We start from the raw sequence: 12,229 nt of genomic DNA on the forward strand, positions 1-12,229 counted from the left end.
GTCCTTACTTGGTGAGGGAATCGAGAGAGGGGCCGAGGATCCAGCTGGCGATCTCTCGGATCGCGCCGTCGCCACCGGGGACGGTGGTGACCGCGCGTGCGGCGCCGCGCACGACGTCGTGGGCGCTCGCGACCGCCACGGGCCAGCCGACGAGGGCGAAGCACGGGAGGTCATTGACGTCGTTGCCGACGTAGAGCACGCGCTCCGGCGCGATGCCCTGCTCCTCGCACCACTGCTTCAGCGCGAGGTCCTTGCGGTCGATGCCGTGCAGCACCGGGAGCTTGAGCTTCCGGGCGCGGGCGGCGACCACAGGGTTCTGTTCCGTGGACAGGATCAGCATCTGAAGGCCGCTCCTGCGGAGCGCCGCGATGCCGAGTCCGTCCCCGCGGTGCACGGAGACGAACTCCCGTCCGTCGGAGTCGACGAGCACCCGGTCGTCGGTCTGGGTGCCGTCGAAGTCGAGGACGACCGCGTCGATGTCGTCGGCGGTCGGGAGGGCGCCGGGCCGGGCCGCGTCGAAGAGCGGAGCGAGGGCCCGGGCGCGGGCCAGGTCGTGGGGATCGTCGATCTCCAGAACCCGGGCGGGGTCGGTGCGCACGAGCTCCGTGCGGCCGAAGAAGCGGTGCTGGTGCTCGCGGAAGCCGATCGCGTCCATGCCGTAGACGGCGCCGGTCTCCAGGAAGTCCTGGGGGCGGTCCTGGCGGCGCGGGCGGAAGGACTTGTCGTGGTTGACGCCGTAGCCGCCGCCGGTGGCCGCGTCGCTGCCGGACGTGATCGTGTCCTCGGCGTACTCAGCGTCGCGCCACACGAAGCCGTGGAACGGGGCCACGGTCAGCGCGGTGTCGGCGCCGTTCTCGGCGATCGCCTCCACGACGCCGTCCACGTCCTCGCGGATGATGAACGGGCTGGTGCACTGCACCAGCAGCACCACGTCCACCCGCGCCCCGTGCAGGGCCTCATGGGCGTCCATGGCGTGCAGCACCGCGGCCTCGGAGGTCGCCGTGTCCCCGGCGATCGCGGCGGGACGCAGCACGATCTCCGCGCCGGCCTCGCGGGCGGCGGCGGCGATGGCCTGGTCGTCGGTGGAGACGACGACGTCGGTGACCAGCCGGGAGGCGAGGCACTCGCGTACCGCGCGGGCCACCAGCGGCACACCGCCGACCGGCAGGAGGTTCTTCGCCGGCACGCCCTTGGAGCCGCCGCGCGCGGGGATCACCGCGAGGACGCGGCGCACCGAAGTGCTGTGGCCCGCTTCCGGGTTGGACATGGTTTCTGCTCCTTGACGTGGGATCGGGCGGCTCACAGCTCGCCCATCCGCCGGATGACGGGCGCCACGCGCTGCACGCCGTGCCGGTATGCGCCGCGCGCCGCCCGGCGCACGATCTGCCGGACCGGTCCGGGCTCCCTGTCGGCGGCGGGCGCGCCGGGCAGCGGGGTGCCGTCCGGGCCGAGGTGGTGGCGGGCGAGGATGCCGGGCAGGTAGCCGGGCGCGGTGACAGGGGTGTAGTACGGGGTCAGCGGCGGCAGGCCGCCGGGCCGGTCGAGCAGCTTGGCGATGCGCTCGCGTGCCGTGTCGAAGGCGGACTCGTAGGAGCCGTCCGCGACGACGCCCTGCCGGGCCACCCACTCCTGGTTTGGGACCGGCCGGTGTCCGGCGTCGAGCTGGTCCCAGGAGGCGAGACAGCCGGAGCCGACGAAGTGGTGGTTGCCGAGGGCCTCACGGATGCCGAGGTCGGTGAGTACGACGGTCGGGATGCGGCGGTGCAGCGACTCCAGGGCGGCCGTGGAACTGACCGTGACCAGCAGGTCGGTGCGGTCGAGGACCTCGCCCATGTTGCCGTACACCAGACGGAAGTTGGCCGGCGGATCGAGGCGCTGCGCCAGCTTCTGGTACGGCAGTTCCTCGATGTGGGTGGTGTGTTCGCCCGGCTTGGAACGCAGCTTCAGCAGCACCTCGCGTTCGGGGTGCCTGCGGGCGTGCTGGACCAGCCGGTTCAGCAGGTACGTACGGTCCCTGCGGCTGTCCGGCACGGAGGGCTGGGCGGCGAACACGACCGTGTAGGGGTCGTGTTCACCTTCGTAGGCCGCGCCGCCGAGGAACGGCAGGGCCACCTCGGTCACCGACGAGGCGTCGGCGCCGACCCCTTCGTAGACGGCCCGGAAACGGTTCGCGTCCTGGCGGGAGTTGGCGAGGACGAGGTCCGCGCCGTGCCGCAGCAGCAGGCCGTCGGTGAGCTTCTCGTAGACGACACCGACGTAGCCGGTGACCACCACGGGACGCGAAGCCCGGTTCTCCCAGACCCGCTTCAGGCCGTGCAGCATCGCCTGCACACCGCCGCCCACGAGGGAGAGGACCAGGAGGTCGTACGACTCCTCGGCCATGGTGCGCAGGAACTCGACGGCGGTGACCTCCCGCAGCGAGTCGGCACGCACGCCCACCTCTTCCAGCTGGCGCGGGGTGGGCGTGGCCCGGCCGCGCAGCAGGAAGCCGTCGAGGACGGGGCCTACTTGCGCGTCCTCGCGCGGTCCGGTTTCCATGGACGGCCCAGGGGCGATGCGGCGCGCGGTGAGCGCACCCCATTTCCATCGGGTGTCGGAGTCGGCGAGGACCGCGATGCGCGGGCGCTTCGGTGTACTTGCTGGCACATCGAAGACGCTAGGAAGCAATTCCTAGGTATGGCGGAACCGCGACTCAACGAAAAGTTAACAACACCCCACTGAGAGCCGAACTGGCCTGCCGGAAGGCGGGAAGTACACGCGGTGCACCGTTCTGACACATTGAGTTCACCCAGTGTATGTTCACCGGAAAGTTCCACTGCCGGACGGGCTCCTAATGTTTTGCGGGTGCCTAAGCTTTCCGTGATCGTGCCCTTCTACAACGTGCAGCAATACGCCCCGGACACCCTCAGAAGCCTGTCGCTGAACGCCGACCGGGATTTCGAGTTCATCCTGGTCGACGACCATTCGAAGGACGAAACCCCGGCCATCCTCGAACGGGCCGCCGAGGACCTCTCGGATGTCGCGCGCGTGCGCTACATCCGCCACGAGCAGAACGGCGGGCTGGCCACGGCCCGCAACACCGGCCTGGACGCGGCGCAGGGCGAGTACCTGACGTTCCTGGACGGCGACGACTGGCTGGCCCCCGGCTATCTCACCGAACTGGTGTCCGCCATGGACGAGCTGGGCTGCGACTTCGTCCGCACCGACCATGTGCAGGCGACCGCCCGGGCCCGTTCCGTGAGCCGGGTCCCGATCGGCAGGCGCTGGGAGGCGTTCAGCCCGCGGGACGCCATCCTGCCCTCCCACCGCTCGACCTCCGTCGACTACGCGTACGCCTGGGCCGGCGCCTACCACCGGCGCCTGCTGGAGAAGGGCGTGCTGCACTTCACCGACGGTCTGCGCACGGCCGAGGACCGGCCGTGGATCTGGAAGCTGCACCGCGAGGCGGAGTCGTTCGCCGTGGTGAGCCTGCTGGGCGTGTTCTACCGGCGCGGGGTGGCCTCGTCCCTGACCCAGATCGGCGATGTCCGCCAGCTCGACTTCATCCGCGCCTTCGACCAGGTGATCGAGGAGACGGCCGCGGACCGCGAGGCGGACCGGCTGCTGCCCAAGGCGGTGCGCACGTACTGCGCGATCATCGCTCACCATCTTTCCAACGAGGACAGGTTCGAACCGGCCGTGGCCAGGCAGCTGCGGTCGATGAGCGCGGCGGCCATCAGGCGCATGCCGCAGGACGTGCTCAGTGACGCACTGGAGGCCATGGACATGGACCGCTCGGCCAAGCTGCGGCGGCTGCGGCGCCGGGTGACCACGACGGGAGCGGCCGCCTGATGCCCGGGACCACACAGATCTTCTGCGCATCGACGCTGTACGGCGTCGCCACCCTGGCCGCCGCGATCGACTCCGACCTCTTCGAGGAACCGGACCGCCGGGTGCTGCTGGTGTTCAACAACTCGGCGAACCCGGAGACCACCCCGGCCCTCGACGAGATGCCGGGCTTCGCTCCGCTGCGCGAGCACTTCGACGAGGTGCTGTCCTGGAACGAGGCCATCCGCCCCTTCCACCCCGGGGCCTGGACACCGCGCTCCGACGACATCCCGCTTTTCGAGCGGTACCTGAGGATGCTGTGGGGCCTCGGCGACGACCGGGTGAGCCTGGTCCTGGAGTCCATCCAGGTCGCGCCCGCGCTCACGGTGGCCCAGCTGTTCACCGACGCGCCCGTCGACGTCTACGCCGACGGGCTGATGAGCTACGGCCCCACCCGCAACAAGCTCGACCCGCTGGTCGGCACGCGCGTGCGGCGCCTGCTGCATCTGGACCTGGTGCCGGGGCTCACGCCGATGCTGCTGACCGAGTTCGACGTGCCGGCGCACCTGGTGCCTACGCCCGCCTTCCTGAAGGTGCTGGGCGAGGTCACCGAGACCGTCCCCGAGCTGCCCGGCCTGCCCGGCGACGCGGCGCTGCTGCTCGGCCAGTACCTGTCGGCGCTGAACATCCTCTCCCCGGAGGAGGAAGAGGACCTGCACGTGCGGATGATGCGGGGCGCCGCCGCCCGCGGCCACCGCACGGTCGTCTTCAAGCCGCACCCCACCGCACCGGCCCGCTACAGCCGTGCCCTGGAGTCGGAGGCCGAGAAGCTCGGCGTCGACCTCACCGTGCTGGACACGCCCGTACTCGCCGAGGTGCTGTTCGACCGGGCCCGGCCGGCCCTGGTCATCGGCTGTTTCTCGACCGCCCTGTTCACCGCCTCGGCGCTCTACGGCCTGCCGGTCGCCCGCATCGGCACCGGGCTGCTGCTGGAGCGGCTGACGCCCTACCAGAACAGCAACCGGATCCCCACCACCCTGGCGGACGCGCTGCTGCCCGGTCTGGAGGACGGCGAGGACGGCGACGTCCTGCCGGCCGATCAGCTGCCTGACCTGGTCACCGCCGTCGGATTCACGATGCAGCCGCAGATCTATCCGGACTTGCGTCCGCGGGCGGAGCGGTTCCTTTCCCGGTATCTCGGTCCGCGCACCAGGCGCTATTTCAAGAAGCGCCGTCTCACCGCGCTCGGACTTCCCGGCGGAATTCCGCAGCGGCTGGCGTTCCTGCCCCGTAATTCCACGGCCCGCAGGGTGGTGCGCCGGGCGCGGGCACTGCGCAAGGCGGTACGGCGCTGAGCCGGTGTCATTCAGATGAACCCGGGGAGACCGTAAGGCGAACCCTGCCTCTGTCGAACGTTTTAGCGTCAATCTTCGTCCTAGGGTGACTCCCGGCGCCCTGCCCGCCCACCGGCGGCTCAGGTGAGGGACGAAGGACAGACGAGCTACAGAGGTTTTCAGCGTGACCGAGACGGTCGTCAGCACCCGTAAGCCCCAGTCCGGTGTCGCCGTGCTGGTCGAACCCCCGGGCGCCACGGCCGTCCCGCGCCGCCGGAGCGGCTCCGGCGGCCGGTTGCGGGCCCTGGACGGGCTGCGGCTGGTTGCGGCGCTGATGGTGGCGGCGTACCACTACGGCGGTCGTGACGGGGAGGTGGGCGAGGCCTGGGGCACCTCGCCCAAGGAGCAGTTCCCGACCCTGCACGAGTTCTTCGCCTACGGCTGCCTCGGCGTCCAGGTCTTCTTCGTGATCAGCGGGTTCGTGATCTGCATGAGCGGCTGGGGCCGGCCGCTGAAGTCGTTCTTCGCCTCCCGCGCCTCCCGGCTGCTGCCCGCCTACTGGGTGGCGGTCCTGCTCGTGACGGCGGTGTTCGCCCTGCCGGTGGTGACGTACCAGGCGGTGTCGCCGAGCGACGCGCTGGTCAACCTGACCATGCTGCAGATGCCGCTGGGCGTGGACCGGGTGCTCGGGGTCTGCTGGACGCTGTGGGCGGAGGTCCGCTTCTACGCGTTGTTCGCGCTGTGCGTCGTGCTCCCCGGGGCGAACCGCCGCCGAGTGATCATGTTCTGCGCGGTCTGGATGCTGGCGGCGGTGATCACCGAGAACGCGCACATGCCGCTGCTCGACATCGTCGTGATGCCCGAGTACGCCCCGTTCTTCATCGGCGGCGTCGGCCTCTACCTCGTCCACCAGGACCGGCGGGACGCCTACGCCTGGGGCATCGTCGCCGTGAGCTGGCTGATCGGTCAGCACTACGCGGTGCAGAGCCTGTGGCACGCGCCCGGCGCGGACGGCTTCTCGTACCGCTCCTCGCTCGGCATCATGGCCGTCGTGACCTTCGGTTTCGTGGCGGTCGCGGCCATCGCGCTGGGCTGGCTGCGCCGGGCGAACTGGCGCTGGCTGACGGTGGCCGGAGCGCTGACGTACCCGTTCTACCTCGTCCACGAGCACCTCGGCTGGGTGGTGATCCACGCCCTGCACCGCGGTCTGCACCTGCCATCCGGGGTGACATTCGCCCTGACCGCGGCCGCGATGCTGCTGCTGGCGTGGCTGCTGAACCACTATGTGGAGAAGCCGCTGACGCCACGGCTGCGGGCGGTGCTGACGAAAGCCCGCTGAGGGTGTTCACGCGGCGTTCAACCAACCGTCGGTTCCGGCAACGCTGAGGGAGAAGGCTCGCCTCATGACCAACGCACAAGCGACCGACAAGCACCCCGGCGAACTCGCGGACGTACCGGGCTGGTTCCCGCCGCTGGACCAGATACTGTTCACCTGGTTCCTGGAGCGGCAGAAGGCCCAGGGCATGCGCGGTGACCTGCTGGAACTCGGCGTCTACATGGGCAAGAGCGCGATCCTCCTCGGCCATCACCTCCAGGACGGCGAGCGGTTCACGGTCTGCGACCTGTTCGAGGGCGACGCCCCCGACGAGGCCAACCGGGCGGAGTCCACGAAGTCCTACGCCACACTCACCCGGCAGGCCTTCGAGCGGAACTACCTCTCCTTCCACGACACCCTGCCGACGGTGCTCGCGGCCCCGAGCTCCGTGGTGCCCGAGAAGGTGGCCCCGGACACCTGCCGCTTCGTCCACATCGACGCCTCGCACCTGTACGAGCACGTGCACGGCGACATCGGCGCGGCCCACGACATCCTGCTGCCGGACGGCATCGTCGTCCTCGACGACTTCCGCTCCGAGCACACGCCGGGCGTCTCGGTCGCCGCCTGGGAGGCCGTCCTCAACCGGGGGCTGCGTCCGATCTGCCTCAGCACGCAGAAGCTGTACGGCACCTGGGGCGACCCCGGGCCGGTCCAGGAGGAGCTGCTCGACATGCTCAGGCAGCGCCCGGACTGCGGTCTGAGCGTGCAGGAGGCGGCGGGACACCGGCTGGTCCGCGCCCGGTCCAGGGGCATGAAGCCGCCGCCCTTCCCGACCTCCCGGCATTACGTGCCGCCGGCGAGCGTCCCGGCCGCCCGCGTCACCGAGCCCCGCGCGGCCCGCCCGGCCCGGCCGGCCCCGTCCCGGGCCCGCCGGCTCGCCAAGGACCTGCTGCCGCCCGTGGTCACACGGGCCGTACGGCGGGCCCGCGCCAAGCGCTCCTGACACCGGGGTGTCATGAGACCCCGTAGCGCGCCCCGATCCCCTCGACGACGAGGGCCAGCCCCTCCTCGAAGTGCTGCTCGTAATCCTCGAAGATCTCCGCGCCCGCCTGGGCCGACAGCGGGAAGTCGGCCATCAGGCGGGCGCGTTCGTCCATGTCGTAGCCCTCGCGGCGCTCGCCCGGCAGGGGATGCACGCCCTGCTCCTCGGTGACGAAGCCCAGCGTGTAGAGGTAGGCCGTGGTGAGTGCGCGGGCCGCCTGCGGGAGCGTGAAGCCGGCGGCCGTGAACAGGCGCAGGTTGTCCTCCATCGGCCCGGCGTGCTCGATGCCGGTGAAGCGGGACCCACTGAACACCTTCGCGCCGTCCCGGTAACGCAGCAGGGCGGCACGCAGCCCCCGGTTGGATCTCAGCAGCCGTTCCCGCCAGGTGTCGGCGGGATCGAGGGGTGTCCCTTCGACCATCCGGCGGTACATCTCGGTCGCCATCTCGTCCAGCAGCGCCTGCTTGTCCTTGAAGTGCCAGTAGAGGGCGGGCGCCTTCACGTCCAGTTCCCGGGCGATGGCGCGCAGGGTCAGTCCGTCCAGGCCCCCCTCGTTCAGCAGCCGCAGCGCGGTGTCCGCGACCCGTCGGCGGTCCAGGGGCTCACGTCGTCCCGTACTCACGCTTGACAACTTAACACCGTTAAAGCCAACCTCGTGAGCGCAGGAACTTAACGACGTTAAGGACGGGGTGGCTCATGGACACGGACGTGCTGGTGGTGGGCGCGGGTCCGACCGGTCTGGCGCTCGGCATCGACCTCGCCCGGCGCGGGGTGGCCGCGATGGTGGTGGAGCGGGCGGAGGCGTTGTTCCCCGGGTCGCGCGGCAAGGGCATCCAGCCACGCACCATGGAGGTCTTCGACGACCTGGGCGTGCTCGGCGCGATCCGCGCGGCCGGCGGCGCCTACCCGGTCGGAATGATCTGGCAGGACGGCAGGCGCACGGGCGAACACCGGATGTTCGACCCGGCCGAGGCGAGCGAGGACTCGCCCTACGCGGAGCCGTGGATGGTGCCGCAGTGGCGTACGCAGGAGATCCTGCTGGCACGGCTGGAGGAGCTGGGCGGGTCGGTGGCCTTCGGCAGGGAGGTCGTCGGCCTGACGCAGGACTCGGACGGGGTTCGCGCCCGGTTCGCCTCGGGCGAGGCCGTCTCCGCCCGGTACGCCGTGGCGGCGGACGGCGGCCGCTCGACGGTGCGCCGGCTGCTCGGCATCGGCATGAACGGCGAGGCCCTCGACCCGTATCCGACCCTCGTGGCGGACGTCCGGATCAGCGGTCTGGACCGGGACAACTGGCACATCTTTCCGCCGGGTGGCGCCGACGGCGGCTTTCTCGCCGTCTGCCCGCTGACCGGCACGGAGGACTTCCAGCTGGTGGCGCGGTTCACGGACGGGACGGCCCCGGACCTGTCCCTGGAGGGCGTGCGGAAGGTCGTCGCCGCGCGCTCGCACCTCGCGCCGGAGGCCGTGACCGAACTGCGCTGGGCCTCGGATTTCCGCCCCCGGGCCGCCCTGGCGGACCGCTTCCGGTCCGGGCGCGTCTTCCTCGCCGGCGACGCGGCGCATGTGCACTCCCCGGCCGGCGGCCAGGGCCTCAACACCAGCGTCCAGGACGCCTACAACCTGGGCTGGAAGCTGGGCGCGGTGCTGCGCGACGGCGCGACCGAGGCTCTGCTGGACACCTATGAGGAGGAGCGGCGGCCCATCGCACAGGACATGCTGGAGTTGTCGGCGAACGTGCACCGCGGGGAAGTGCGGCGTGGCGAGGCAACGCGTCAACTGGGGCTGGGGTACCGGAAGTCCAGCCTGACGGCCGAGACGCGAGAGGCGCCGGGTGCGGTACGGGCCGGGGACCGGGCCCCGGACGGGGTGGTGGGCGGCGTACGGCTGTTTGACGCCTTCCGGGGGCCACACTGGACGGTGGTGGCGGTGGGCGTGGCGGCGCCCGCAGTGCCGGGGGCGGTGCGGGTGGTGCACGGGGAGGCGCAGAAGTCGTACGGCAGCGGTGTGTTCCTCGTACGGCCGGACGGTTACGTGGGGTGGGCCGGCGACCGGGCGGCCGGGCTGAAGGACTACCTGGCCCGGTTCGGGCTGGAGCATGACCGGGGTACGCCGCTTCCGCCCTGATCACTCGTTCGGAGTGGCGGCCGGGATCAGAAGGCGTCCGACGGCACGTGCGCCCCCCAGACCTCCCGCAGCGCGCCGCACACCTCCCCCACCGTCGCCCGGGCCCGCAGCGCCTCCTTCATCGGGTACAGGACGTTGTCATCGCCTTCGGCGGCCTTGCGCACGGCCGCCAGAGCCGCGTCCACGGCCGGCTGGTCGCGCTCGGCGCGCAGCTCGGCCAGGCGTTCGGCCTGCCGGGCCTCGATGGCCGGGTCGACGCTCAGCGGCTCGTACGGCTCCTCCTCGTCCAGCTGGAAGCGGTTGACGCCGACCACGACCCGCTCGCCGGAGTCGGTCTCCTGGGCGATGCGGTAGGCGTTGCGCTCGATCTCGCTCTTCTGGAAACCCCGCTCGATGGCGGCCACCGCGCCGCCCAGCTCCTCGACCTTGGCCATCAGCTCCACGGCCGCGGCCTCGATGTCGTCGGTCATCCTCTCGACGACGTACGACCCGGCGAACGGGTCCACCGTGGCCGTCACATCCGTCTCGTGGGCCAGGACCTGCTGCGTGCGCAGGGCCAGGCGGGCGGACTTGTCGGTGGGCAGGGCGATCGCTTCGTCGAAGGAGTTGGTGTGCAGGGACTGGGTGCCGCCGAGGACCGCCGCGAGGCCCTGGACGGCGACCCGGACCAGGTTGACCTCGGGCTGCTGGGCGGTCAGCTGCACGCCGGCCGTCTGCGTGTGGAAGCGCAGCATCAGCGACTTGGGGTTCTTCGCGCCGAACTCCTCGCGCATCACCCGGGCCCAGAGACGGCGCGCCGCACGGAACTTGGCGACCTCCTCCAGGATCGTCGTACGGGCCACGAAGAAGAACGACAGCCGCGGCGCGAAGTCGTCGACGTCCATGCCGGCCGCGACCGCCGTGCGCACGTACTCGACGCCGTCGGCGAGGGTGAAGGCGATCTCCTGCGCCGGGGACGCGCCCGCCTCGGCCATGTGGTACCCGGAGATCGAGATCGTGTTCCAGCGCGGCATCTCGGCCTTGCAGTACCTGAAGATGTCGGCGGTCAGACGCAGCGAGGGCTTGGGCGGGAAGATGTAGGTGCCCCGGGCGATGTACTCCTTCAGCACGTCGTTCTGGATCGTGCCGGTGAGCCGGTCCGCCTCGATCCCCTGTTCCTCCGCCACCAGCTGGTACAGGAGCAGCAGCAGCGCGGCCGGGGCGTTGATCGTCATCGAGGTGGACACCTGGTCCAGCGGGATCCCGCCGAACAGCACCCGCATGTCGTCGATCGAGTCGATCGCCACGCCCACCTTGCCGACCTCGCCGTGCGCGATCGGCGCGTCGGAGTCGTGGCCCATCTGGGTGGGCAGGTCGAAGGCGACGGACAGGCCCGTCGTGCCGTGGGCGATCAGCCGGCGGTAGCGGGCGTTGGACTCCGCCGCCGTGCCGAAACCCGCGTACTGGCGCATCGTCCACGGACGACCCGTGTACATGTTCGGGTACACGCCGCGGGTGAACGGGTACGCCCCTGGCTCCCCGAGCTTTTCCGCGGGGTCCCAGCCCTGGAGGTCCTCCGGCCCGTAGACCGGCGCGATGGGCAGTCCGGACTCCGACTCACGCGTCATGGTGTGATGCCTCCCGCAGAGCAGTGCCTCGCTCACCACCTTGCCCCCAGGTTCGCGCCGGGTCACGCCCGGGGAACATCTCAGGTGGCATCCGGGTACACCGTGAGACGACGGGGGGCCGTGTGCGTACCACGGGCATGGGGAGAGCGATCGCAGCGGGACTGGCCGTGCTGGCCGCCCTGACCGGCTGTACCGTGCAGGCCCCCGGGGAAGAAGGGCACCGCTCACCGGTGCGCATCGAGCTGCCGGACAGTACACCGTCGCCCCTGCGCAGCCCCACCGGCGACGACAGGCCGGGCACCGCTCCCGCGCCCGCCCGCGTGCTGTGGTCCCCCGGTGACACCGGCCGGGACGTCCGCGAGCTCCAGGCCCGGCTGCGGCAGGTCGCCTGGCTCTTCGACGGGCCGACCGGGACGTACGACGAGGCGACGGAGCGGGCGGTCAGCGGCTTCCAGGGCAAACGCGGACTGCCGCGCACCGGGCGGACCGACACCGTCACCTGGCAGCGGCTGCGGGGGATGACGCACGAACCCGGCCGGTGGGAGCTGTACCTGATGGGCGGCCAGCCGGCGGACCCGCCGGACGCGCGGTGCCGGGCCGGCCGGGTGCTGTGCATCGACAAGACCAGCCGGACACTGCGCTGGATGGTCGACGGGCGGACCGTGTCGACGATGGCGGTGCGCTTCGGTTCACGGGGCACACCGACCCGCGAGGGTGTCTTCTCCGTCTACTGGAAGTCACGCGACCACGTGTCCACGCTCTACGACTCGCCCATGCCCTACGCCATGTTCTTCAGCGGCGGCCAGGCCGTGCACTACTCCCGGGACTTCGCGGCCCGGGGCTACGCCGGCGGCTCGCACGGCTGCGTCAACGTACGGGACGAGCAGGCGATCGCGGAGCTGTACGCGCAGGTCCGCAACGGCGACAAGGTCGTCGTGTCCCGCTGAGGGAGAGACGTGAGGAGTTGGGGCGCGGGCGGGACCGGGGGAACGTGTCCCGC

The 12,229-nt window shown here is 71.2% G+C and carries 10 protein-coding genes; 6 read left to right on the forward strand and 4 right to left on the reverse strand.

The genetic code is table 11. The features are described 5' to 3' along the window. Window positions 1–4: 4 nt before the first annotated feature. On the reverse strand, window positions 5–1,267 hold the full coding sequence (locus tag IE212_RS01350) for an N-acylneuraminate cytidylyltransferase (RefSeq protein WP_190195793.1): 1,263 nt from the start codon (window positions 1,265–1,267) through the stop codon (window positions 5–7). A gap of 32 nt (window positions 1,268–1,299) precedes the next feature. Then, window positions 1,300–2,646 carry a DUF6716 putative glycosyltransferase gene (locus tag IE212_RS01355; RefSeq protein ID WP_190195794.1) on the reverse strand — a complete coding sequence of 449 codons (1,347 nt, stop codon included), beginning with the start codon at window positions 2,644–2,646 and terminating at the stop codon, window positions 1,300–1,302. A 198-nt stretch (window positions 2,647–2,844) separates the two neighbouring features. Between IE212_RS01355 and IE212_RS01360 the strand changes: the two genes are divergently transcribed. From IE212_RS01360 to IE212_RS01375, 4 genes are all read left to right on the forward strand, one after another. Continuing rightward, the gene (locus IE212_RS01360; RefSeq protein WP_190195795.1) at window positions 2,845–3,831 is read left to right on the forward strand and encodes a glycosyltransferase family 2 protein; all 987 of its coding nucleotides are present in this window, start codon (window positions 2,845–2,847) and stop codon (window positions 3,829–3,831) included. After that, window positions 3,831–5,162 (forward strand): alpha-2,8-polysialyltransferase family protein, encoded by a 1,332-nt coding sequence (locus tag IE212_RS01365; protein ID WP_190195796.1) that lies wholly within the window; start codon window positions 3,831–3,833, stop codon window positions 5,160–5,162. Before IE212_RS01360 ends, IE212_RS01365 begins: the two co-directional genes overlap by 1 nt. A 163-nt stretch (window positions 5,163–5,325) precedes the next feature. Then, on the forward strand, window positions 5,326–6,480 hold the full coding sequence (locus IE212_RS01370) for an acyltransferase family protein (RefSeq protein WP_190195797.1): 1,155 nt from the start codon (window positions 5,326–5,328) through the stop codon (window positions 6,478–6,480). 64 nt (window positions 6,481–6,544) lie between these two features. After that, a complete protein-coding gene (locus tag IE212_RS01375; protein WP_190195798.1) occupies window positions 6,545–7,459 on the forward strand; it encodes a class I SAM-dependent methyltransferase in 915 nt (304 codons plus the stop codon). Between the two features lie 10 nt (window positions 7,460–7,469). Here the strand turns inward: IE212_RS01375 and IE212_RS01380 are convergent, their stop codons facing one another. Continuing rightward, a complete protein-coding gene (locus IE212_RS01380) occupies window positions 7,470–8,120 on the reverse strand; it encodes a TetR/AcrR family transcriptional regulator C-terminal domain-containing protein (RefSeq protein WP_190195799.1) in 651 nt (216 codons plus the stop codon). Window positions 8,121–8,194: 74 nt separating this feature from the next. Between IE212_RS01380 and IE212_RS01385 the strand changes: the two genes are divergently transcribed. Then, window positions 8,195–9,622, forward strand: coding sequence for an FAD-dependent oxidoreductase (locus tag IE212_RS01385; RefSeq protein WP_190195800.1), 1,428 nt, complete (start codon window positions 8,195–8,197; stop codon window positions 9,620–9,622). Window positions 9,623–9,648: 26 nt separating this feature from the next. Here IE212_RS01385 and IE212_RS01390 read toward each other — a convergent pair whose 3' ends face one another. Then, window positions 9,649–11,229 carry an acyl-CoA mutase large subunit family protein gene (locus IE212_RS01390; protein ID WP_190195801.1) on the reverse strand — a complete coding sequence of 527 codons (1,581 nt, stop codon included), beginning with the start codon at window positions 11,227–11,229 and terminating at the stop codon, window positions 9,649–9,651. Window positions 11,230–11,366: 137 nt separating this feature from the next. Between IE212_RS01390 and IE212_RS01395 the strand changes: the two genes are divergently transcribed. Next, window positions 11,367–12,176, forward strand: coding sequence for a L,D-transpeptidase family protein (locus IE212_RS01395; RefSeq protein WP_190195802.1), 810 nt, complete (start codon window positions 11,367–11,369; stop codon window positions 12,174–12,176). Window positions 12,177–12,229: the final 53 nt, after the last annotated feature.

The organism is Streptomyces djakartensis, assembly GCF_014651075.1.
In the GTDB taxonomy this organism is placed as follows: domain Bacteria; phylum Actinomycetota; class Actinomycetes; order Streptomycetales; family Streptomycetaceae; genus Streptomyces; species Streptomyces djakartensis.